The 24,784-nt window shown below is 35.0% G+C and carries 23 protein-coding genes; 19 read left to right on the top strand and 4 right to left on the bottom strand.

Features of this window, described 5'->3' with window-relative positions:
• Positions 1-163: 163 nt before the first annotated feature.
• Together X929_RS00340 and X929_RS00335 are read right to left on the bottom strand one after the other, a co-directional pair.
• Positions 164-1,399 carry a replication-associated recombination protein A gene (locus tag X929_RS00340; RefSeq protein ID WP_103066088.1) on the bottom strand — a complete coding sequence of 412 codons (1,236 nt, stop codon included), beginning with the start codon at positions 1,397-1,399 and terminating at the stop codon, positions 164-166.
• The gene (locus X929_RS00335) at positions 1,374-2,315 is read right to left on the bottom strand and encodes an NAD-dependent epimerase/dehydratase family protein (protein WP_103066087.1); all 942 of its coding nucleotides are present in this window, start codon (positions 2,313-2,315) and stop codon (positions 1,374-1,376) included. Before X929_RS00335 ends, X929_RS00340 begins: the two co-directional genes overlap by 26 nt.
• 680 nt (positions 2,316-2,995) lie before the next feature.
• Between X929_RS00335 and hflK the strand changes: the two genes are divergently transcribed.
• The 17 genes from hflK to trpA all read left to right on the top strand — a co-directional run bounded on the left by hflK (position 2,996) and on the right by trpA (position 21,258).
• Entirely contained in the window at positions 2,996-3,991 is a 996-nt protein-coding gene (hflK, locus tag X929_RS00330; RefSeq protein ID WP_103066086.1) for an FtsH protease activity modulator HflK, read from the top strand.
• A complete protein-coding gene (hflC, locus tag X929_RS00325; protein ID WP_103066085.1) occupies positions 3,988-4,848 on the top strand; it encodes a protease modulator HflC in 861 nt (286 codons plus the stop codon). Before hflK ends, hflC begins: the two co-directional genes overlap by 4 nt.
• The gene (locus tag X929_RS00320) at positions 4,849-6,624 is read left to right on the top strand and encodes a hypothetical protein (protein WP_103066084.1); all 1,776 of its coding nucleotides are present in this window, start codon (positions 4,849-4,851) and stop codon (positions 6,622-6,624) included.
• Between the two features lie 181 nt (positions 6,625-6,805).
• On the top strand, positions 6,806-7,504 hold the full coding sequence (locus X929_RS00315; protein ID WP_103066083.1) for a tRNA1(Val) (adenine(37)-N6)-methyltransferase: 699 nt from the start codon (positions 6,806-6,808) through the stop codon (positions 7,502-7,504).
• A gap of 146 nt (positions 7,505-7,650) precedes the next feature.
• Positions 7,651-8,643, top strand: a complete 993-nt coding sequence (gene dprA / locus X929_RS00310; RefSeq protein ID WP_169924894.1) for a DNA-processing protein DprA — start codon at positions 7,651-7,653, stop codon at positions 8,641-8,643.
• 70 nt (positions 8,644-8,713) lie between these two features.
• Positions 8,714-10,900, top strand: coding sequence for a 1,4-alpha-glucan branching protein GlgB (gene glgB / locus X929_RS00305; protein ID WP_103066081.1), 2,187 nt, complete (start codon positions 8,714-8,716; stop codon positions 10,898-10,900).
• A gap of 143 nt (positions 10,901-11,043) precedes the next feature.
• Entirely contained in the window at positions 11,044-12,054 is a 1,011-nt protein-coding gene (locus X929_RS00300; RefSeq protein ID WP_103066080.1) for a mannose-1-phosphate guanylyltransferase, read from the top strand.
• A 354-nt stretch (positions 12,055-12,408) separates the two neighbouring features.
• Positions 12,409-13,290 (top strand): DegV family protein, encoded by an 882-nt coding sequence (locus X929_RS00295; RefSeq protein ID WP_103066079.1) that lies wholly within the window; start codon positions 12,409-12,411, stop codon positions 13,288-13,290.
• A 42-nt stretch (positions 13,291-13,332) separates the two neighbouring features.
• Positions 13,333-13,605, top strand: a complete 273-nt coding sequence (locus X929_RS00290; RefSeq protein WP_103066078.1) for a LysO family transporter — start codon at positions 13,333-13,335, stop codon at positions 13,603-13,605.
• On the top strand, positions 13,602-14,174 hold the full coding sequence (locus X929_RS00285) for a LysO family transporter (protein WP_103066077.1): 573 nt from the start codon (positions 13,602-13,604) through the stop codon (positions 14,172-14,174). Before X929_RS00290 ends, X929_RS00285 begins: the two co-directional genes overlap by 4 nt.
• A gap of 350 nt (positions 14,175-14,524) precedes the next feature.
• Positions 14,525-16,003 carry an anthranilate synthase component I family protein gene (locus X929_RS00280; RefSeq protein ID WP_103066076.1) on the top strand — a complete coding sequence of 493 codons (1,479 nt, stop codon included), beginning with the start codon at positions 14,525-14,527 and terminating at the stop codon, positions 16,001-16,003.
• A gap of 1 nt (position 16,004) precedes the next feature.
• Positions 16,005-16,595, top strand: a complete 591-nt coding sequence (locus tag X929_RS00275) for an anthranilate synthase component II (RefSeq protein WP_103066075.1) — start codon at positions 16,005-16,007, stop codon at positions 16,593-16,595.
• Complete coding sequence (gene trpD, locus X929_RS00270; protein WP_103066074.1) at positions 16,588-17,622, top strand: anthranilate phosphoribosyltransferase; 1,035 nt, start codon at positions 16,588-16,590, stop codon at positions 17,620-17,622. Before X929_RS00275 ends, trpD begins: the two co-directional genes overlap by 8 nt.
• 13 nt (positions 17,623-17,635) lie before the next feature.
• Positions 17,636-18,397: an indole-3-glycerol phosphate synthase TrpC gene (gene trpC / locus X929_RS00265; RefSeq protein ID WP_103066073.1), complete on the top strand. Its 762-nt coding sequence runs from the start codon at positions 17,636-17,638 to the stop codon at positions 18,395-18,397.
• The gene (locus X929_RS00260) at positions 18,394-19,020 is read left to right on the top strand and encodes a phosphoribosylanthranilate isomerase (RefSeq protein WP_103066072.1); all 627 of its coding nucleotides are present in this window, start codon (positions 18,394-18,396) and stop codon (positions 19,018-19,020) included. The genes trpC and X929_RS00260 overlap by 4 nt, the downstream gene beginning before the upstream one ends.
• Before the next feature lie 283 nt (positions 19,021-19,303).
• Positions 19,304-20,485, top strand: coding sequence for a tryptophan synthase subunit beta (trpB, locus tag X929_RS00255; RefSeq protein ID WP_103066071.1), 1,182 nt, complete (start codon positions 19,304-19,306; stop codon positions 20,483-20,485).
• A complete protein-coding gene (gene trpA / locus X929_RS00250; RefSeq protein ID WP_103066070.1) occupies positions 20,482-21,258 on the top strand; it encodes a tryptophan synthase subunit alpha in 777 nt (258 codons plus the stop codon). Before trpB ends, trpA begins: the two co-directional genes overlap by 4 nt.
• 31 nt (positions 21,259-21,289) lie before the next feature.
• Here the strand turns inward: trpA and X929_RS00245 are convergent, their stop codons facing one another.
• Complete coding sequence (locus X929_RS00245) at positions 21,290-21,559, bottom strand: acylphosphatase (protein ID WP_103066069.1); 270 nt, start codon at positions 21,557-21,559, stop codon at positions 21,290-21,292.
• A gap of 11 nt (positions 21,560-21,570) precedes the next feature.
• The gene (locus X929_RS00240) at positions 21,571-22,242 is read right to left on the bottom strand and encodes a zinc metallopeptidase (protein ID WP_103066068.1); all 672 of its coding nucleotides are present in this window, start codon (positions 22,240-22,242) and stop codon (positions 21,571-21,573) included.
• A 578-nt stretch (positions 22,243-22,820) separates the two neighbouring features.
• Here X929_RS00240 and aroF point away from each other — a divergent pair.
• Together aroF and X929_RS00230 are read left to right on the top strand one after the other, a co-directional pair.
• Positions 22,821-23,840 (top strand): 3-deoxy-7-phosphoheptulonate synthase, encoded by a 1,020-nt coding sequence (aroF, locus tag X929_RS00235; RefSeq protein WP_103066067.1) that lies wholly within the window; start codon positions 22,821-22,823, stop codon positions 23,838-23,840.
• A gap of 34 nt (positions 23,841-23,874) precedes the next feature.
• A complete protein-coding gene (locus X929_RS00230; protein WP_103066066.1) occupies positions 23,875-24,717 on the top strand; it encodes a prephenate dehydrogenase in 843 nt (280 codons plus the stop codon).
• The last annotated feature ends 67 nt before the right edge of the window (positions 24,718-24,784 follow it).

The raw sequence follows: 24,784 nt of genomic DNA, 5'->3' as shown, positions 1-24,784 counted from the left end.
TCTATTTGATATTATAATAAATATTAACCTTGATTGTCAAGTAGAAAAAAACTAATTAACAATAGTCTACAGTATTTATTGCTAATTATTCCCAAATAATGAAAGAAATTTCATTAATGCTAACTTTTTCAAATTTTTATGAAAAAAATTTCAAATTTTTTATTCAATAATTCTTTTTGTCTTTCCAGAGATCTTTTAACCGCTCTTTTATGCGTTTTTCTATACCAACTTCTTTAGGGATGAAAAATTGGATTTTTTCAAAACCTTCTGGCATGTAACTTTCCCTAACGAAACCTCCATAATCGTGAGGATACTTGTATCCCTCTCCAAAACCTTGTTTTTTCATTCTTTTGTTCAAGGGATTTATCAATTTAGGTGGAATCTCGAAATTATTTTGGCTTATAAACTCTTTGGCTTTAGCGTACGCTAGGTATGCTGAATTGGATTTTAGTGATGAACACAGATAAATTGTAGCTTCAGATAATGGAAGATAACATTCGGGGTAACCAACATGTTCAGTAGCTATCATGGCTGATACGGCTATATTTAAGGCGTTAGGATCTGCTAAACCAACATCCTCGGCAGATAAAATGACCATTCTTCTTGCTATATACATAGGGTCTTCACCGCTTTCAAGCATATAAGCAAGATACAACAGTGCCGCGTCCACATCGCTTCCCCTCATACTTTTTATATACGCAGAAATTAAACTATATTTTGAGTTTTTATCGTAAGTTAGTCGATAACCTGTGAAATCTTTAAGAAATTCTAAATCAATAGAATTGATCCCGGCTTCATTTGCTGTTTCTATTAGATTCATTATCCTTCTAAGATCATTTCCAGCATATTCTATCAGTGCTTTGCGTGCTTCTTTGGTAATTTTTAAATCTTTGTAATAATCTTCTATTTGTTGAAATAATTTTTCATAGTCTTCAGTAGTTAGTTCTTTAGTTTTAAAAACTAATACCCTGGATAACAATGCAGGATTAACGCTAATAGCTGGATTTTCTGTTGTCGCACCTATCAGAGTTAATTCTCCAGTTTCAACACTTAGAAGTAAGGTATCTTGTTCAGCTTTATTTAATCGATGTATTTCGTCGACAAATAATAATTTGGGTTTTGAAAAAAGATTATTCTTTTGCCCTATTATATCCTTTATTTTTTTCTTTCCTTCTATTGCCCCTGAAATAGAAAAAACATCGTAATAATCTTTTACCTCATTTATTAAAGCCCTTACAATTGTAGACTTACCGCTACCAGGTTCCCCATATATAACGAAAGATCTAACCTTTTTATTATTTATCCAGGTTTTAAGAATTTCTTTCAACTTTTCGTTACCCAGTATCTCATCAACCTTTTTTGGTCTAATTATCTCATAAAGAGGTTGTGTACCACTCAATAGTGTTTTCCACCCCTTTTTCTAAATCGTATTTAGGCTCCCATTCTAAAATACTTTTCGCCTTCGCATTCGAAAGCAAACTCATCTTCACATCCCCATCTCTCTCTGGTTTATAAATCGGTTCATTCTCATATCCTGTTTTCCTTTTCATCACTTCAAAAAGCTCGTTTACAGTAGACTTTTTATTGGTTGAGATATTTATTGTCTCTTTATCCGCTTTATTTATTGATAAAAAGTTGGCTTCAACAACATCAAAAACATGTACAAAATCCCGCACTTGTTCACCATCACCGTAAATAACTATCTCTTTTTTCTCAAACATATTTTGTGTAAAGATTGCTACTACCCCGGCTTCTCCTTTGGGAGTTTGCTTTGGGCCATATACATTCGCATATCTCAATATAGTGTAATTCAAATCATACTGGAGCGAATAAAACTCTATGTATTTTTCGCAAGCAAGTTTTGAAATAGCATAAGGACTAATAGGGTGTGGGCAATAATCTTCTGTGGTGGGAATAGGAGCATTATCACCGTAAATAGCCCCGCCTGTAGAAGAAAATATGAACTTTTTGATCCCGTACTTAACGGATAATTTCAATAAATTCAAAGTACCAAGTACGTTGATTTCAGCGTCTAAGTTAGGATCTTTAACAGAATCAGGGACAGAGATCTGAGCCGCTAAATGAAACACATAATCGAACTTGTGCGTTTCAAATATTTTATCCAAAACATTATAATCTCTAATATCCTGCTGATAAAAAAGAGCAAAAGGGGATAAAAATTTTACCTTCCCTGTGGAAAGATTATCGATAACCACTACCGAATAGCCTTCTTTTATCAATCTGTCTACTAAGTTCGAACCGATGAAACCAGCACCTCCGGTAACAAGGATTCGATGTTTGTCCTTATCAACCATATTTTTACCTCCAAGCGTTAAGGGGTAAACCCCTTAAGATCCCCAAAACCTAATTTTGTTTTGATAAATTTTTTTTGCACAAGGCTGCAAAAGGGTTCCCCCCTTAAGATCCCCGAACGTTAAGGGGAACCCCCTTAAAAACCCCAAATCAAGGTCAAAATCATTTGAAAACATTGTTTGCACAATGCGGCAAACTTAGAAAAGCTTTTTGCATAAAACGGCAAAAGCAAAGCAATTGAGTTTAGGAAAGTTATTCAAAAGCATTAGGAAAAAGACCATTTTGCACAGATCAGCAAAAAGCTTTTTGCACAAAGCTGCAAAAGGGGTAAACCCCTTAAGATCCCCAAAACCTAATTTTGTTTTGATAAATTTTTTTTGCACAAGGCTGCAAAAAAACATGGTTTGCACAGTAATGCAAACAGGGCTCCGTCCCGTGGCTCTCTTAAGTCAAAACCTTAATTAGCGCCCCTCCCCCGCTCCCCACCCGTAAGGAAAAGAAAAATGTTTTGCCCTGTGCTCCAACTCCTGCAATACTTATTATAACACGATATAACTTTTAATGTATTTTTGAAATAAAAATAGTTAATATTAAAAAATCTGCTCACATATTAGACTTTTATGTTATAATTAATTTTATGTCCTTTTGAGTTTTTTAAAACTTTTAAGAGAGGTGAGTAATTTTGGCTGAATATGAAATCTTCAATCCAAATGAAGAATTTAACGAAGAAGGTAACAATCATGAAGGTCGTAGATGGCGAAATATAATCATTATTGGCGTTATCATAGCGATTGCTGCCTACCTATTAACTGGCATTTATCAGGTAGGGCCTTCTGAAGTGGCATTAGTTAAGACTTTTGGTGAATACAAATCTACCGCAGGACCGGGCCTACACTATCATCTTCCGTACCCTTTTCAATCACATGTTATAGTCGATGTAAGAACAATAAATAAGGTTGAAATAGGTTTTAGAACTACCAGTACTGGAAGAGCCCCTACATACAGGTATTTGACTGACGAAGCTGAGATGATCACTGGTGATCAGAACATAATTAGTATTGAAGCGGTAGTTCAGTATAGGGTAAACGACCCTGAGGCTTATGCTTTCAATGTGATTCAGGGGTACGACCTAGTTAAATCGACCTCTGAAAGTGTACTTAGAGAACGTGTTGCATTATCTAATTTAGAAAACGTCTTAACTACAGAAAGAGATAGAATAGCCCAGGAAACCGCTGAAAGAGTTCAGTCTATACTAGATAGTTATAACTCTGGTATTCTAATACAAAATGTTTATATGCAAGCGGTAACCCCACCAGACCCAGTCGTTCCTGCTTTCGATGATGTTAACAACGCACGTCAAGACCAACAAACATCTATCAACGAAGCACTAAGGTACGGCAACGACATTATTCCCAGAGCCGAAGGAGAAGCTCAAAGAATCTTAAACGATGCTCAGGCTTACGCCTACGAACAAGTTGCACAGGCAACAGGAGAAACCGAAAGGTTCAAAGCGTTATTGGAAGAATACCAAAACTCTGCGGATATCACAAGAAAAAGATTAATATTAGACTCTGTACAACAAATGATTAAAAATGCAAAGCTGCAAGTAGTATCAGAAAAAGGAGACACATTAAACTTTTTGGACTTAAGTGAAATTATCGGTGGTGAGGCACAATGAAGAATACAACACTATGGGCAGTAGTAATAATCATAGTTTTCTTTGGAATTCTCTTTGGAACAACGGCTTTCTACATCGTTGATCAAACTCAACAAGCAATAGTACTCAGATTTGGAAATATTATAAGTATAAAAACGGAACCAGGAATTTACGTAAAAACACCTTTTATAGACAACGTAGTAAAACTCGAGAAAAGAATCATGATCTATGATATACCCGTAGAAAGAGTAATAACTTCTGACAGAAGAACTATTTTAGCTGATACTTATGCACTTTGGAGGATAGAAGACCCTCAAAAGTTCATTGAAACACTCAGGACTGTAGAAGTCGCCATGACAAGAATCGACGACATTGTTTACTCACATGCAAGAGATGTTATAGGAAATTACACATTTCCTGAAGTTCTTTCATTCCAAAGGGTGGCTATTTTGGAAGATATAAAAAATCGCAGTGAAGCATCACTCCAAGATTTTGGAATAAATGTGGTTGATGTAAGACTAAAAAGAACCGATTTACCTCAAGAAAACACTGAGGCGGTATACGAAAGAATGAAAAGTGAAAGGTACGCCATGGCTGCTCAATTAAGAGCCGAAGGGGAAAGAGAAGCCCAAAGGATGAAAGCCGAAGCTGACAGAGAAGCAAGTATGATTAGATCAGATGCACAAAAAGAAGCCGAAATCATAAGAGGAACAGCTGAAGCAAGCGCCCTAAACATTTATTCAGAGGCTTATTCCTTAGATCAAGATTTCTACGAACTCCAAAAGATAACAGATATTTACAAAGATTCTTTCAACAACAGCGTCTTAGTACTTCCAAACGATTCACCTTTGCTTAAACTTTTCTATGAGGTGGAATAATTGTTCAAAATAGTTTCTAAGATTGTATTATTTTCCACGTTAATAATATTACTCTTTGGATGTCAATATGATGTAGATTCTGATGTTAATTTTCAAATCGAAATTCCAAGCAAAATTTCGCCAAATATTCCCCTAGTGATAAAAACAAATTTTCAATATGAAAATGTAGAAATAATGTTGGATGGAGATGAGATTTCTCCATCCTCCTTTATGAATGTTGAAGAGACTGAGGAGCAGGGCGAAGGGGCAATAAACTCTAATGGCATCTATTTGAAGAACCTTCACGACGGTGTCTATAAAATCAATATTAGATTTTTAGATAGAAAAGATAGAATCATCACTGAGTTCGCAACAAACATAACTTTTGATCTTACTCCACCAAAACCATCATATTTCCACCAAGAACTCTCAGCAGGCGATTTAAATTTAGAATACAAAGTAGATGAAGAGGATTTTTCTATGGTATGCCTGTACTACAACGACACTAAATTAGCCTCTTCGAATTCGTTTCAAGACAGTTTCTCAATAAAATTGGAAAAAGATTCTGGTATTAAAAGTTACATTCTACAATTCAAAGATGATGTCGAAAACACATACAATCATACGATTGAAATAAATACGGATGTAGATAAACCACCAGTTATAAATTCGGATATTGTAAAAGTTAACCTTTTTTCAGAAATCGATACAAACATTTCTGACGACTGGGATGATAATTTTTTTGTGCTCATAGACGATGGAAATGGGGTTAAATACCCTTCAGATTTATTACTAAGTCAAACAACAGATGCAACTATGATTGTTTTTGACTCCTACAAAAATAAAACCGAAAAATTTGTAACTTTTAACGTTGACAAACAAATCCCTACCTCACCTGAAATTACAACAAGACTAATTTCCGAAGATTTGGACTATATATCTTGGCGGTATGATCCCAACTATCGAAATTACATTATCGAAAGATATGATGAAATATTTGGATGGAAAAAAGTTTTTGAAGAAAAAAATACGTTCCTTAAAAACCCAAATTATGATATTATTTTTGTAAGAAAAGTTACCAAAAATGGAACATACGGGCTTCCTTCTGATCCAATAATTACTCTCTCAGAGGCTTTTGTCCCATATGCTTCTGGTACGATAAGCAAAATAGATAAAAACCTTTTCTTGCCACAAATTAACACACCCTTTGTTATATCTTCTGATATACTAATACCAAAAGAAAAAACACTTTTGGTTGAATCTGGAAACGAGATCAGGTTATATAATGGAGCGGCTGTGCTTGTTGAAGGTGTAATGTTTCTAATGCCTGGAATTGATAAAACCCGTATCTTTGGAGAAGGGGAAATTGTACTTAACGGTGGAACCGTAATCGCTTATGACACAGACTTTGAAAACATTAAATTTACGGGTAAAGGAAAATTAATATTCATTAAAAACTCAACCCTTGATAAATACAGCTCAATTGATACAAAAAACACAGAAAGAATTTGCCTTTACGATTCATCCTTATTTAACTACGTTAAAATAACGAACTCATCAGGTGTTTATATCGATAATACTTACTTAAAAGAAATATCTCTGAATAACGTGGCAGAATCATTGTTTAAAAACTCAACAATAGATCTGTTCAACTCTTCAATAAACAGCAGAACAATAATGGAAACTTCTACTATAAAATTAATGAACATTGAGACATTCTCATTCATAAACATCATTGATACTAAAATAGAAAGACCAAACATCGGGGAATATTCTATATTTCTACAAAGAGAATAAATGGGTGATGCCTTGTTTGCTGAAGTATGCAAACTAAGTTTTTAAATGATTTTGACCTTGAATTTGGGGATCTTAAGGGGCTTGCCCCTTAAAGCTCATGGGTGGGGAGCGGGGTGAAAGGGTGCTAATAAAGAGCCACTTCCTTAGATGGGCGGGCTGCGGGCCAAAGGGGTGCTAACACATGAACACAACCAACAAAATCCATGAAATAGACAAGCTTTACAGATCACTAAAACTAACAACACCCAACAAACATCATCTCCCGACACATGCAAGTGTACTATTATTAGCCACTCATCCAGCTAAAGACAACTCGACCATTGTAGAACTAGGAAGTGGGATAGGGCACGTCAGTCTCGTAATTGGGAAAATGTTAAAAAACAGTAAAATCATAGGGATAGAATTACAAAAAGATTTATGTCAATTCTCTCTAAAAAACAAAGAAATAAACGAAATAAGCAACGTAGAATTTGTCAATACAGAAGTAAATAACGTCAAAAATCATTTTGAAACAGAATCTGTAGACTATGTAATTTCAAATCCTCCGCACTATTTTGATGGATTAAAAAGTCAAATCAGCGATAGAAAAATCGCCAGATCAGCTGGTGATTTAAAGGTATTAGAAGCTTTCATAAAAGCTTCAAAATATCTTTTAAAAAATAAAGGCTTAGGCTGTTTTATAATCCATCCTTACGTTCTTTCAGACGTATTAATAATCTTAGATAAAAACAATTTAGAACCTCAACACATGTATATCGCCTACGGGAATAAACAAAAGGACGCCCAACTAGTCTCTTTGACATTCAGAAAGAACGGAGGTAGAAATTTACTAATTCATCCTCCCATATACTTCTCTGAATGGGGTGGGGAGCAGGGCTAAGGGACGCTAAATAAAGACTCTTTTTCTCACGGAGCGGGCTGCGGGGGAAGGGCGCTAATAAAGAGCCACTTCCTTAGATGGGTGGGGAGCGGGGGAAGGGCGCTAAATACACCAAGTCTCATCAAAGAAGGAGGCTTTCACAAACATTGAACATATTAGATATCATAACCCTTAAAGAGATATATAAAAAATCCAACAAAGAGCTATTAGAATACACGGAAACCAGCACATCCCCCACTTTATTCAAAGAAGAATTCGAAGAAAACAAAAGAAAAATTGTTCAAAGCTTAGACAAAATAAAAGATTTAGGTATAATTACTTACTGGGACGAAGAATATCCTGATCTATTAAAAAACATCAACGACCCACCAGTAATTCTTTATTATTTTGGTAATCCATCGCTTCTAAAAAGTAAAACGGTCTCGATTGTTGGAACAAGAAAAGCCACAGATTACGGGAAATCTATATGTATTGAAATCGCCAAAACCCTGAGCAGCTACACTATAGTAAGTGGAATGGCCTATGGAGTCGACTCAATAGCCCAAAGAAACGCCAAAAAAACAATAGCTGTTCTTGGAAACGGGATAGACATAATATATCCAAAATCCAACGAATCACTCTACAACAAAATAAAAGAAGAAGGACTAATAATATCAGAATATTTTCCAGGCACTAGGGCAACAAAGTACACATTCCCGTACAGAAACCGCATAATTGCAGCTCTATCTGAAAAAACCATAGTTGTTGAAGCCGCTAAAAAAAGTGGATCATTGATAACAGCAAGGTATGCACTCGATTACGGAAGGGAAGTATTAGCCGTTCCAGGGGATATAACAAGATTAAATTCATACGGGACTAATTATCTAATCTACTCTGGTGCAACCCCCATAATCTCTTTACAACACCTTAAAGAATTATTTGGAATAACCAACTTAGAAGGGGAAACCTTCACTGAAAATCCTGAAGAAATGGAGTTAAAAGAAAAAATATTAAAACTAATAAACGAAGGAAATAATAACTTAGACTCACTATGTGAAAACTTAAAAGAAGACGTATCATCCATATTATCCACTATTATGCAGTTAGAAATAGACGGAAAACTCTCACAAGAAAACGGCACATACTTTACTATAAATTAAATAAAACCCCTTTTCCTTATAGGTGGGAAGCAGGGTGAAAGGGCGCTAATAAAAAAGGAGGTGGCAACACATGCCCATACTAACAGAAAAGGAAATAAATATGCTTGTTAATGCCGACTGTCACGATCCATTCATCTATTTAGGCCTAAGAGAACTCGATGAAGAAAACTTAGTCATTAGGGTTCTTCAACCTTTTGCAAAAGAAGCATATTTAATTTCCAAAAACACCACTGTAAAACTCGATAAAATCCATGAAGCTGGACTCTTTGAAAAAAAGATCCCAGGATCTCAAATATTTGAATACGAAATAAAATGCACAGACTACAACGGCAACACCTGGATCTACAAAGATCCTTACTCTTTTTTGCCAGTCATTTCTGAATACGACAGATATCTCTTCAACGAAGGAAACCATTACAAAATATACGAAAAACTAGGTGCACACCCCATGAAAATAAACGGAATCAAAGGCGTTTTATTCTCAACGTGGGCACCAAACGCCAAAAGAGTTAGTGTGGTTGGAAATTTTAACAATTGGGATGGAAGAATTCATCAAATGAGGGTTTTAGGTCAATCTGGAATATGGGAAATTTTCATTCCCGATGTTGTTGAAGAAGACTTATACAAATTTGAAATCAAAACTCAAAATGGAGACCTATTACTAAAAACAGACCCTTATGGAACTTACTTTGAAGTAAGGCCCAAAACTGCCGCCATTGTATACGATATACATAACAAGCACACATGGAACGATTCCAAATGGATGGAAGAAAGAAAAACTAAAAATTGGATAAAAGAACCAATGTCAATCTATGAAGTTCACTTGGGGTCTTGGGAAAAAAAAGAAGAAAATCAATTTCTAAATTATAGGGAACTAGCGGATAAACTTTCAGAATACCTTAAAGAAAACCATTTTACCCACATAGAACTATTACCTGTAAGCGAACACCCCTTAGACATCTCGTGGGGATACCAGGTAACAGGTTACTATGCTCCAACAAGCAGGTTTGGAAAACCGGAAGATTTTATGTACTTTGTCGATAAAATGCATCAAGAAGGTATAGGCGTTATCGTTGATTGGGTACCTGGCCACTTTCCAAAAGATGGACATGCGCTAGGAAGGTTCGATGGCACAGCCCTTTATGAACACCTTGACAGCAGATTAGGAGAACATAAAGACTGGGGAACTTACATATTCAATTACGGAAGAAACGAAGTTAAAAACTTCCTATTGGCAAACGCTTTATTTTGGTTGGACAAATACCACATCGACGGATTAAGGGTAGACGCCGTAGCTTCGATGTTATACTTAGACTACAGCAGACAAGATGGAGAATGGATTCCCAACAAATACGGTGGAAGAGAGAATCTTGAAGCTATCGACTTCATCAAGCACCTTAACACTGTTACCTATCAATACTTTCCAGGAATCGTTACCATTGCCGAAGAATCCACAGCATTTCCCGGAGTAACCACCCCTGTTCATGCTGGAGGTTTAGGTTTTGTATTCAAATGGAACATGGGATGGATGAACGACACTTTAAGATACTTTAGTAAAGACCCAATATTTAGAAGATATCATCAAAATGATCTTACCTTCTCTTTAGTATACGCTTTTTCTGAAAAATTTATCTTATCTATTTCTCACGACGAAGTTGTTCATGGGAAAAGATCTCTTTTAGAAAAAATGCCGGGTGATGACTGGCAAAAATTCGCCAATTTAAGACTATTTTACTCTTACATGTTCGCTCATCCCGGGAAAAATTTACTCTTTATGGGAAGTGAAATAGCTCAAAGAAAAGAATGGAATTGCTCTTACAGTCTAGACTGGGACCTATTACAATACGAACCTCATAAAAAGGCACAACAATTTTTAAAAGATTTAAATATTCTTTACAAAAATCATCCCGCATTGTATGAAATCGACCACAGTTACGAAGGTTTCGAATGGATAGATTTCAACGATTCTGACAACAGTGTAATATCCTTTACAAGAAAATCAGAAAATGAAGATGAAATTATCGTTTGTGTCTTCAATTTCACACCAGTGCCAAGGGATAATTATAGGATAGGAGTACCAAAAAAAGGAGTATACCAAGAAATACTAAACACCGACTGGACACAATACTACGGAAGTGGGGTAGACAATCCAAAAGAAGTATATTCTCAAGATATACCCATGCACGGAAGAGAACAATCAATAATACTCACGCTACCACCTCTCGGTGGACTATATTTCAAATTCATAATAAAATAAACACCTTTTTCCTTATGGGCGGGCTGCGGGGCGAAGGGGCGCAAATAAAGAATAAACTTAGCTTACAAAAAAACTTTTAATCAATCAACTTACAAAAACTCCAAGGGCGAAACTCAAATAGTGTTAACCAAAGGAGGTTAGTTATGAAAGCAATAATCCTTGCAGGAGGCTCAGGAGAAAGATTCTGGCCTCTATCAAACTCAAAAACACCAAAACAATTCCTAAAACTCTTTTCAGATAAAACTCTCATTAGAGAAACTTACGAAAGAATGCGATACAAAATGGAACCCACAGATATATTCATCATTACAGCAGAAAAATATCAACAATTAACGATGAAAGAAATACCAGAAATCCCCAAAGAAAACATCATCTTAGAACCGATTCCAAGAAACACTGCACCAGCATGCATGATAGGAACTCAAATAGCCCAAGATGATGAAATTGTAGTAATACTCCCTGCCGATCATTACATTCCTGACAAATCAAAATTTTGGGACACACTATCTGAAGCAATACAAGGAGCTCAAAAATACGATGGACTATTTACCTTAGGTATAAATCCAACCAGGCCAGAAACTGGTTATGGCTATATAGAAGCAGGAAAAGCAATAAACAACTCAACATACAAAGTTAACTCATTCAAAGAAAAACCAGACCCTGAAAAAGCTAAAATCTTTCTATCAAAAGGCAACTACTATTGGAACAGCGGAATGTTCATATGGAAAAAAGGCACATTTTTAGAACAAATGAAGAAACATTCCCCTGGTATTTATAATCAACTTATAAACATCTCCCCTTGGGACACAGATAATTTAAGAAAAATCATGCCAAATATTGAAAAAATAAGCATCGATTATGCCCTATTAGAACGCTCGGATAACGTCTATGTAGTAAAAGCAGATTTTGTATGGTCGGATGTAGGAAACTGGGTATCTGTAAGAGAGCTGCAAGGATACTCAGATAACGACGAAAATGTTCACGTCATAGATGGAAAAAATGTATTCGTTAAATCCGACAAATTCGTTGGAATAATTGGGCTATCAAATATTATAGTTGTCGAAGGAGAAAACGGTATCTTAATTGCAAAAGAAGAATACTCTCAAGACGTTCGAAAAATATCCGAAAAATTAAAAAAAATAGGTAAATTTTAAAAACTATGGGGCTTCAGAAAGGAGCCCTTTTTCCTTATGAGCGATGAGCGGGGCGAAGGTGATCAAAATTAATTTAAATACTTTAGACACTTTAGAAATAGTAAGATTTTTAAAAATAAGATTCTGATTTAAAAGGGTTACAGGGCGGAGCCCTCCTCCACTCTGCTGGGTAAAGGGACCGCAGGTCCCTTCCTTAGAAGGGCGGGCTGCTGGGCGAAGGGGAGCTAAAGCGCATTGTATGTAACTTAGAATGATGGAGGTATTTTAATAATTTTTGAATTCTAAAAGTAGGGTTTAAAGAAGGTTTCAGAGTTTCCAAAGATAGTATTAAAAACTTTTCAAGGAGGAATTTTTATGAATAAAATAGCACAAATAGTTGATGCTGCAAGCAACTTACCAATAGAAATACTTCGAAAATGTAACATCCTTAAAATTCCTTTTTACATAACCTTTGATGGAAAAGAGTACCTTGTTCAAGGCAAAGACATATCAGATGAAGAATTTTACAAAAAAATGGCTGAAAATCCCGACAAAGCTCCAAAAACTGCGGCACCAAATCCAGAAGATTGGTTCAACGCTTTTAAAGAAAAATATGACAAAGGTTTCAAAGAGATCATAGTCACAACAATATCAAGCGAGTTATCTGCAAGTTATCAAAACGCTAATATTGCAAAAAAAGATTTTACCAACCAATACCAAGATTCAAAAATAACCTTAATAGACACAAGAACTTGCACATGTGGTCAGGCTGCTTTGGAAATAAAAATCGCACAAATAATTGAAAACGGGAAAAAACTTTTTGAAGAAATCTCCAAAATAGCCAAAGAATCAATTAAAAAAACCAGTACAATATTCACTGTGAAAACTTTGAAATACATGAAAGCCGGTGGAAGAATAGGTGGTGCCACACAGTTTGTCGGCACTCTATTAAATATAAAACCGATAATGGAATTTGTAAATGGAGTAGTAAAACCAATAAAAGCGGTTAGATCAAGAAGAAAATCTTTAGATGAAATGGTCAATATAATTTCAGATAGAATAAAAGATCCCAATAAAGTAGTACTATGTACAAGGAATGCTATGTGTGAAGAAGACGAAAAATACATGATAGAAAAGCTAAGAGAAAAATTAAACTATGAAGGTAAAATATATCCAGGCACATTGGGAGCAGTAATCGGAGCTCATTCTGGGCCTGGGGCAATAGGAATAGGCTTCACAGAATTAGAAGAAGAATAAAACAAAAGACATCATATAAAGTAGACTTTGAGGTGATCCATTATGATGGTTGGAATACTTATAGCTTTTTCAATCGGTCTTTTCTTAGGATTAAAAGGATGGCTAAAATGGTTGAAAAAAATTAAACCTGTCTTATGGTCGACGGTTCTGTTGCTCTTTTTTATGGGTTATGAAATTGGTAATGATAATTCATTGATTTCTCAAATTAAAGAAATTGGATTAACCGCTTTATACATAGCGGTTTTTTCAATAATAGGAAGCATTCTTTTCACTTCTATTTACGAAAAGTTTTTTAAAAAGGAGAAATCTAAATGATATTGCTTTTATCTGCAGTTGTTGCCGGAATAATATCTGGTATCTATTTTAACATTCATATCCCAAATAATTTAACAACTATTTTATTAATGTTTTTAGTCTTTAGTGTTGGAGTTGATATAGGAAGTGAAGAAAAGATTCTCTCAAAATTAAAAATCAACATGAAAAATATACTCTTCCAATCAATTTTAACTATATTAGGAAGTCTCGCTTTTGGAGCCTTAGCAATATTCTTTACGGACTTGAATTTAAAAGAATCATTAGGCGCTTCTGCAGGATTCGGTTGGTACTCTCTTTCAGGGGTAATGATAAGCAATCTCTATTCTCCTGTTTTGGGAGCAATATCTTTTACTGCAAATGTAATTAGAGAAATTTTAGCGATAGTTTTAATCCCTTTAGTTGCTAAATGGTCTCCTTTAGGAGCGGTCTCAATTGGAGGAGCTACTTCAATGGACACCATGCTTGGAGTAATATCAAAAAGTACCGATAAAGAAACCACTCTAATTGCCTTTGGACAAGGAGTAATTCTTTCTCTTTCAGTTCCTATCCTCATAACATTGATTTTTTAAAATGAAATGGATAAGCTGCAGGTTTAATGGAACACATTTCTTGACAGTATTAAAAAATTATGTTATACTAAAACTAAATTGATATTAATGGGGTAAGAGTATGTTAAATCAAGAAAGTCTTTTTTTAAAAGCATATATGATAGAAAATAGTACAAAAAACATAATTAATTGGTGGTGGCATCTCGGATAGGGATGCCGATATGAATCTGCCTAGAAATTGATCAAAGGGCATCCCTGAAGGGATGCCCTTTTTTATTTTAGGAGGTCTTTTTCCTATTAAAAAAGGGATAAAAGGACCTCCTTTTATTTTTTTAAGTCAGAAAAGACTTTAGCTTGATAAGGAGGAAAATATGTTTACAAAAAAGTCTGTAATAAATCAATCAATTTTACCAATTATAGAAAAAATAGACATTGAAAATACTGATCCAACGGTAATTTATAAAAAACTCGCTCTAAAAAATCAATATTCTTTTATATTAGAAAATCTTTTGATCAACGAAAAAAAGTATTCCTTAATAGGAATCACTCCATTAAAAGTCGTGAAATTAAATTATATAACCAAGAAGAAAACTATACTTAATTTAATTGAGAGAGGAAAAAATTTTCTTGATGAAAATACTGAATACATATCTTTTTTAAAGGAACAGTTAGAAAGTATTCAGTATGAAAGTATTCCAAACATTCCAGATTTTTTTGCAAGTTTTGTGGGGTACTTCGGTTATGAGATTATTTCAATTTGGGAAGATATATACCATAATGAAATCGATAGAGACCTTAAACATGGAGAATTACCTCTATCTATCTTAGTGTTTCCAAGAATCTCTTTGATATTAGATCAAAGTGAAGAAGTAGGATATTTGGTGAATGTTGTCGATAGCAAATCAGAAGAAGGCATAGAAACTAGAATTTCTTCAGCTAAAAATGAAAATAAGCAGATATTAAAAGATTTAGAAAAGACTTTTACTCAAAAGGAAATCGAAAGAAATGCAAATCAAATTAGATTAAAGATCAAAAACCGCACAAGTAAAGAAGAATTCATTAAAAAAGTAGAAAAAACAAAGAATTACATAAATGCTGGCGAGGCCTTTCAGGTTGTCTTATCTCAGAGGTTTTCTTGCAAAATTAAACAGCATCCTTTTGAAATATACGAAAATTTAAGAAAGATAAACCCTTCTCCTTATATGTTTTATCTTAATTTTCCGGAGGTAACCATACTAGGTTCATCTCCAGAAATGCTTGTAAAAGTTGAAGGGGAAAGAGTAATCACTAGACCCCTTGCTGGTACAAGAAAGAGAGGGGAAACTACTCAAGTAGATGAAAGTATAGAAAAAGAACTTTTAGATGATGATAAAGAAAGGGCAGAACACATAATGTTGGTTGATCTTGCAAGGAACGATTTAGGCAGGGTATGTAAAGAAGGAAGTGTTAAGGTTACAAAATTTTTTGGAATAGAAAAATACTCACATGTGATGCACATCTATTCTCAAGTTGAAGGTTTAAAAAAGGATTATTTAAACTCACTTGACGTATTAAAATCTTTGTTCCCAGCCGGGACTGTATCAGGAGCTCCAAAGATTAGGGCAATTGAAATAATTGATGAATTGGAAGACGAACCAAGAGAAATCTATGCCGGTGTAGTTGGATACATCGATACAAAAGGAAATTTAGATACAAGTATTGCAATCAGAACCCTGGTATGCAAAGAGAATGAAGTTAGGATACAAGCTGGTGCTGGGATAGTGTCTTATTCCATTGGTGAAAATGAGTATTATGAAACAGTTAACAAAGCAATGGCGATGTTCAAGTCTTTAGAAAAGGGGGGTTGTTGAGATGATTCTTTTGATAGACAATTACGACTCATTCACGTACAACATCCATCAAACTGCTTGTAAGTTCGATGAAGTTTTAGTTTATAGAAACGACAAACTAACCCTAAAAGATATTGAAATGCTCAAACCTTCTCACATAATAATTTCTCCAGGACCAGGTGTTCCCAAGGATGCTGGAATTTCCATCGAAATTATTAAGTATTTTAAGGGGGTTATTCCAATTCTTGGAATCTGTTTAGGTCATCAGTGCATTGCAGAGGCTTTCAATGGAAAGGTTGTCAGAGCAAAAGAGATATTCCATGGAAAAACTTCTAAGATTTATATTAAAGAAAAGGAGAATATATTTAAAGGTATAGATAGCCCCTTTGAAGCTACTAGATACCATTCACTTATCGTATCAAACGAGATGTTCCCGAAAGAATTAAAAATAACCGCTCTTACACAAGACGGAGAAATTATGGCATTAAGACACAATACTTGCCAAATATATGGGGTACAATTCCATCCAGAATCTATATTAACAACAGTAGGACCAAAATTGATAAAAAATTTCATAAATATAAAAGTTGAAAGGGGTGTCACATATGTTTAATTACTATCTTCAAAAAGTAGTAAAAGGAGAAAATCTAGACCTAGATGAGATGAAACAAGCGATGGCGATGATTATGGAAGGTAAAGTAACTCACAGCCAACTTTCTGGTTTTTTAGTTGCTCTGCATATGAAGGGAGAAACAGTAGAAGAAATTACCGCAAGTGCAAAGGTTATGAAGGAAAAAGCAATACCAATTTATATCGAAAGCTGCGAACTCATGGATACTTGTGGAACAGGTGGAGATGCTAAAGGGACGTTCAATATTTCTACCGCTGTAGCTTTTATCTTGGCAGCAGCTGGGGTAGCTGTTGCGAAACACGGCAACAGATCTGTGTCAAGTAAAAGTGGTAGCGCAGATGTTTTAGAATCTCTAGGAGTCAATATATCTTTGCCTCCTTCTTCAGTTGAAAGATGCTTGAAAGAGATAAATATAGCCTTTCTTTTTGCTCAAGATTTTCATAAAGCTACTAAACACGCTGCTGTACCGAGAAAAGAATTAGGAATAAGGACAATTTTTAACGTCTTGGGGCCTTTAACGAATCCTGCAAATGTAAAATATCAATTAATGGGCATATACGATCCAAACTTAGTTTACCCTATTGCAAAAGTTTTGAACAACCTGGGAGTGAAAAGGGCGATGGTTGTTCACGGAGCGGGGGGCATAGATGAATTTTCACTGTCAGGTAAGAATAAAGTGGCGTTTTTAAATGAAGGCAAGATAGAAAAGTTAGAAATATCCCCAGAAGATTTAGGGTTGAAAGAGTTTAGCATACAAGAGATTCAAGGCGGAAGCTCAGAAGAAAATAGAAGAATCATCTTAAACATATTTAACGGGGAAATGGGGCCAAAAAGGGATGTAGTCGTTTTAAATTCAGCGGCAGGATTATACGTGGCAAACAAGGTCAACAGTTTAGAAGAGGGGATCACCTATGCCCAAGAGATTATTGACAGCAAAAAAGCAATGGCAAAATTGGAAGAGATGGTAGAGTTTACTAACTTTCTATCTTTACAAGCAAAAACTTCGTGAAAAGGAGGAAAAAATGTACTTAGAAAAAATAGTTGAAACAAAAAAGGAAGAAGTAGCAAATCTAAAAGAAAAGAAAATATCCTTAAAAGACTCCTTCAAAAAAGGTAAATTAACTCTAATAGCCGAAATCAAAAAGGCTTCTCCAAGCAAAGGGATTATTTCAACTAATTTTGATCCGCAAAGGCAATTAAAGTTATATATAAAAGCAGGAGCAGATGCTATTTCTATCCTAACTGACGAAAAATACTTTCAAGGTAGTACGGAAATTTTAAAAGAATTAAGAGGCAAAACAAATCTGCCCATTTTAAGAAAAGATTTCATAATCGATCCTGTACAGATTTACCAGTCATTATTTCTAGGAGCCAACGTTATTTTACTCATAGCTTCAATACTATCAAAAAAAGAGATTTCAGATTTTCTTAAGATATCAAAAGATATAGGTTTAGAGGCTATAGTCGAAGTTCATAACCAACAAGAGTTAATAAAGATTTTAGATACCGAAACTGAAATATTGGGAATAAACAACAGGGATTTGAAAGATTTCTCTGTTAACCTACGAAACACGGAAAAATTACTTGAAGAACTTGAAAAAATAGATAAACGAAAAGATCTTTATGTTATTTCAGAAAGTGGAATTAAAGAGAAAAGTGATGTCGATTATCTTAGAAGTTTGGGAGTAGATGGAGTATTAATTGGAGAAGCTCTAATGAAAGAAAACGATCCTATCTCAAAGATTGGGAAATTATTTCCAGAAAAAAGGGGCAATTTACAGTGATTAGGATAAAAGTTTGTGGAATCACTAACGTTGAAGACGCCATTAACATATCCGAAGCGGGGGTAGATGCTTTAGGTTTCATTTTAGCTGAAAGTCCAAGAAAAATTGAATTACCGAAGGTTGTTGAAATATCAAAAAAGTTACCTCCATTTGTAAGTAGGGTAGCTGTTGTAGCTAATCCAACTATAGAAGAAATAGAAAAAATTGAGAGAAGTAAAGTATTTGATTACGTTCAATTCCACGGTTCAGAAGTCGTAAATCTAATTAAAAAATGCAAGTTAAAAACGATAAAAGCTATAAAAATTGAAAATGAAAGCTCGTTGGAAGAGATGTCCAAGTACAGTAATTTTGTGGATTACTTCTTATTCGATACAAGAATTGGTCAAAAGATAGGAGGAACAGGACAAACTTTCGATTGGGAGATTTTAAAAAAGGTAGACATAAAAAAACCATTCATCTTAGCAGGTGGTTTAGGTCTAGAAAATGTAGTTGAAGCTATAAAAATAATCAAACCTAATGCTGTTGATCTAAACAGTAAAGTCGAATTGTTTCCAGGTAAAAAAGATATTAGGATAATTAAAGAAACTATCGATAAAATAAAAAATTTAGAAATAAATGGATAATCTTAAAAGGGCGAGAGTGGAGCGAAAGGGCTTTAATGCACGTTTTAGAAACAAGATTTTGATTTTAAAAAGGTCACAGGGCGGAGCCCTTTTGCAGCCTTGTGCAAAAAAGTTTTTTTGGGATAAACTTTAATTTTGAATTTAGGGATCTTAAGGGGTTTACCCCTTAATGTTTGGGTTAAGGGACCGCAGGTCCCTTTCTAAAAAAGAGAGGGGAGCGGGGCGAAGGGGTGCTATAACAAACTTTTAAATTGCAAAAAATAATAAAGGAGGATGAAATTTGATGAAAAAGGCTTATTTTGGTCAGTATGGTGGTAGATATGTTCCAGAGACATTGATTCCAGCTCTTGAGGAATTGGAAGAAGCTTATGAAAAATATTCAAAAGATCCTGATTTCATCGACGAATACCAAGGTTTGTTAAAAGATTACTGTGGAAGGCCTACCCCTTTATATTTCGCCGAAAGATTCACCGAATACCTTAAAGGTCCAAAGATATATCTAAAAAGAGAAGATTTAAACCATACTGGGGCGCACAAAATAAATAACGCCTTGGGACAAGTGTTACTCGCAAAAAGAATGAATAAAAAAAGAATAATCGCAGAGACCGGTGCAGGCCAACACGGTGTGGCAACTGCAACCGCCGCTGCAAGATTTGGTTTGGAATGTATAGTCTACATGGGAGCAGAAGATATCAGAAGACAAGCTCTCAACGTATACAAAATGAGGATGCTGGGAGCAAAAGTGGTGCCTGTATACAGTGGTAGCCAAACTTTAAAGGAAGCAATAAATGAAGCTATTAGAGACTGGGTTACAAACGTTGAAAATACCCATTACGTTATAGGCTCAGTAGTAGGACCACATCCATATCCTAAAATAGTTAGAGATTTCCAAAGGATTATTGGTGATGAAGCTAAAATCCAGATTTTAGAAAAAGAAGGGAGGTTACCTGACTATATAGTTGCATGTGTTGGTGGAGGTAGTAACGCCATGGGGATATTCTACCCATTCATAGAAGATAAAGATGTTGAATTGATAGGAGTAGAAGCTGCAGGAAAGGGATTAGAGACTGGCCAACACGCCGCTTCTCTGACTACGGGAAAAGTAGGCGTGCTTCACGGGAGTAAATCTTACGTTTTACAAGATGAAGACGGACAAATTCAACTGGCATATTCTATCTCTGCAGGTTTAGATTATCCTGGTGTGGGGCCTGAACATAGTTACCTACATGATGAAAAAAGAGCACAGTATGTATCCATAACAGATGAAGAAGCGTTGAAAGGTTTCGAACTCTTAACGAAATTGGAGGGAATTATCCCGGCATTTGAAAGTTCTCATGCAATCGCTTATGCTATGAAAATTTCACCCTCACTCGATAAAGATAAAATCATGTTGATAAATCTCTCTGGGAGAGGAGACAAGGATGTCGATTCTTATAGAGAGCTTAATAGGGAGGTAATAGAATGAACAAAATCAATGAAGTTTTTAAAAATAACAAGGCATTAATCATCTATGTAACAGCCGGAGATCCCAGCTTAGAAGCTACAAAAGAAATTATATTAGAATTGAACAAAGATGGTGTTGATATTATCGAAGTGGGGATACCTTTTTCTGATCCTTTAGCTGATGGGCCGATAATTCAAAGAGCAAGCCAAAAAGCTTTGAAAAATGGTGTTACACTAAAAAAAATTTTTGAAACCTTGGATGAAATAAAAGAAAATATTACTTGCCCACTCGTTTTAATGGGTTATTACAACTCAATTCTCAATTACGGAATCGATAATTTTATAACAGACGCCGGAAATACGGGCATCTCTGGAGTAATAATCCCAGATTTGCCTTTTGACGAAGAAGAAGAATTTTACGCAAAAATAAAAGAAAACGGTATCGATCCTATTTTATTGGTTGCTCCAAACACCTCAGAAGAACGATTAAAAGAAATTTCTAAGGTATGCTCTGGATTTTTGTACTGTGTATCAATTATGGGAGTAACAGGTGATAGCCAGGCACCTATAGAACATTTGAAAGAGTACTCACAAAGAGTGAGAAAGTATATTGATCTTCCTTTAGCTATCGGTTTTGGGATAGATAGCCCGGAAAAAGTAAAAAATATTATCGATTATTTCGATGGAATAATAGTCGGAAGTGCCCTTGTAAAAATAATCGATGAAAACAGCGACGATAAGGCGAAAATGCTTAAAGAAATAAAAAGTTTCATAAAAAGTTTAAAAATTTGGTAAAAAAATAGAGGCTATTCGCCTCTATTTTGATTCAATACTCTATATGGAAACTTCCATAATTGCCTATAGGGAAATCATCTTCTTGAATATCTTCTAACCTACTGAATCCATTTCCTTGTAAGATGATTTTCTTAAGTTTCAATATTTTTTCTTCTTCTCCTTGGACAACCACCTCAACCGAACCATCGGGTAAATTTCTAACGTACCCTTCAAGTTGAAGCCTTAACCCATTCACTCTTAAAAAATGTCTTAAACCGACACCTTGAACCCTTCCATACAATATCCATCTTTTGCAAATCATGGAGATTTACCTTAATTTCTTGAACCAGCTAACACTAGCATTCTCAAAAGTTGAGCGATGGCCATCAACGCAGCTGCTACATAGGTCAATGCAGCGGCTGATAAGACCTTTTTTGCACCTACTACTTCTTCTTTAGACATTCCCATAACGGGTAAAAGTTTCAAAGCTCTACTACTGGCATTGAACTCAACCGGCAACGTTATAACTGAAAACAAAACCACGAAAAGAAAGAGAAAAATGCCAGCATTCAGTAAGAAAGGGGCAGAAAAAATAAGTCCAACAAAGAAAATAATCCATGCCATGTTGGAACCAAAACCTGCCAACGGAACAGCCAGATTCCTTAGAACTAAAGGTTTATAGCCTTTAGCATGCTGTATGGCATGACCTGCTTCGTGAGCTACCACACCCAAAGCAGCTATAGACGAACTGTTATAAGTGGAGTCAGAAAGTCTCAATACTTTTTTGGTAGGGTCATAATGATCACTCAAAGTGCCTCTTACTCTTTCGATTTTAACATCATACAACCCAACAGAATCAAGTAATCTTCTGGCAAACATATAACCTGGTTCTCCAACAGATGATTTGACTCGAGAGTATTTGTTGAAAGTACTGCTAACTCTACTTTGAGCCCAAATAGCCAAGATCAATGGTGGGATCAACAACAACATTGTAGAATAAAACACCTCTATTCACCTCCGTCTTATTAAGAAAATGAGCCTTTTAAAATACACATTTCATAAGAAATTCTAACACTGATTCATTTAGCTCATTTTACAGCTGTGTATAATTTTATACCTATTAATTTTGAATTACGGAGAAAAAAATCTTTTGAAGTTGACAAAAATCTTTTTTCTTGATAAAATAATTTTAAAGAAAAGTTGAGGAGAGTACAAAATGGTTACGAAGATCTCAATCGAAAATATAAATAAATATTATTGGTATTTTAGCAAGACACCCATTTTGGTGGCTTTGTTTTGTTGTATAAAAACATAGTCCGCAAAGATTCCAAAATGGGTGTCTACTCTTTTAGTAGGCACCTATTTTTTTAGTTGCAATTTTAAGAAATGAGATTTTGATTTTTAAAGGGTTACAGGGTGGAGCCCTGTTTGCGTCACTGTGCAAACTATGTTTTTAAGTTGATTTTTGATTTTGAACTTGGGGATCTTAAGGGGTTTACCCCTTAACGTATGGGTGAAAGGGCGCTAAAACAAGCTTTAGAGTTTCTAAAGACAATATTTTTAAAATTTGGAGGTGAATTCAGGTGGTGATCGTAATGGAAGAAAAAGCAACAGAAGAAGAAGTTAGAAAGGTTATTCAAAAGGTTGAAGAAGTAGGCTTTAAAGCTCATCCCGATAAAGGTGAAAATCACACGATTGTTGGAGTAGTAGGGGAAGGTGACAGGGAATACATTTTGAACAATATAGAAACTTACTCCGGTGTTGAAAGGGTTGTAGAGATCACTCAGCCTTTCAAATTAGCGAGTAGAACATTCAAACCTAAAGATTCAATCTATGACATAGGAGGAATAAAAATAGGAGGGAAAAATTTTTTAACAATTGCGGGACCTTGTGCAGTTGAAAGTAAAGAACAGGTTTTAGAAACAGCTCGATTCTTAAAAGAGAAAGGGGTTAAATTCCTAAGAGGGGGAGCCTATAAACCAAGAACTTCTCCATATTCTTTCCAAGGCTTAAAAGAAGAGGGTTTGAAAATTCTCAAAGAAGTAAGAGAAGAAATTGGTTTAAAGATAGTTACAGAAGTTATGGACACCAGAGAGGTAGAGTTAGTTTCAAAATATGCCGATGTTTTACAGATAGGAGCCAGAAACATGCAAAATTTTTCGCTCTTGAAAGAAGTAGGTAAACTCAATAAACCGGTTTTACTCAAAAGAGGGTTATCTGCTACATACAAAGAATTTTTAATGGCAGCTGAATATATCATTTCTGAGGGCAACAGCCGAGTTATATTGTGTGAAAGAGGAATTAGAACGTTTATGGATGAAACAAGAAATACCTTGGACATCAGTGCAATACCTGTAATCAAAAGATACAGCCATTTACCTATTATAATTGATCCCAGTCACGCTAGTGGAGATTGGAGATACGTCGCTCCCCTATCAAAAGCTGCTGTAGCCGCCGGTGCAGACGGATTAATAATAGAAGTGCATCCAGATCCTCAAAACGCCCTTTCTGATGGTAAACAATCTCTGAATTTTGATCAATTCAGTGAATTAATGGAACAAATAAAAGCCATATTAGACATAGATAGTAAAATCTTAGCTTAGCAAACAAACTAGACTGACATTGGAGGAAAGATTAATGTTATTTGACACCGCGATAATCGTTGGCACTGGTTTAATTGGAACTTCATTAGCTTTAGCATTTAAAGAAACTAAAGAAATAAGTAATATCATAGGCTACGATACCGATAATAATTCTTTAAAAGCAGCTTTAAAGTTAGGAGCTATTGATGAACCAGCAAAAATATCAGATATTTCAACAGTGGATTTAATAATTTTTGCAACTCCGGTAGAAAGTATAAATATAATTTTACGTGATACAATTGATCTAATAAAAGAAGATACCGTTGTAACTGATGTTGGAAGTACTAAATATGAAATTATTAAGCTGTTTGATTGTTTTAAAAATAAAAAAATCAATTTTATAGGGGGTCATCCATTGGCAGGATCCGAAAAGTCCGGCCCTTTAAATGCAAAAGCGGATTTATTCAAGGACAAATATTATATATTGGTTAAAAGCGTAAATTGTGACCAAATATATTTTAATAAGTTTGAAAGATTAATTTCAAAAATTGGAGCTGTTCCAATAAAATTAGATGCTGAAACTCACGATGAAATTCTATCAGTAACAAGCCATTTGCCGCAGGTTATTTCTTATTATCTGGTAAAAACTCTCATGGATTTAAAAGAAGATAATGAAAATTATCTAAAATTAGTCGGGACTGGCTTTAAAGACACCACAAGGCTGTCGAAAAGCGATCCCCAAATGTGGATCGACATATTCAAACAGAATAAAAATAATATACTCACCGCAATAGAGAATTTCGAAAAAGAGTTAAATACCTTCAAGAAGGACCTAATAGAAGATAAATACAGCGAAATAAAAGATGATTTGATCAAAATAAGTAATTTTGGATTTTGAGGGCAATGGGTGTGCTACAGGGCAAATGGCAAAGACCTTTTAACCTTATGGGTGGGGAGCGGGGTGA

Source organism: Petrotoga olearia DSM 13574 (assembly GCF_002895525.1).
GTDB classification, from domain to species: domain Bacteria; phylum Thermotogota; class Thermotogae; order Petrotogales; family Petrotogaceae; genus Petrotoga; species Petrotoga olearia.
This window is presented reverse-complemented; position numbering and strand designations above follow the sequence as displayed.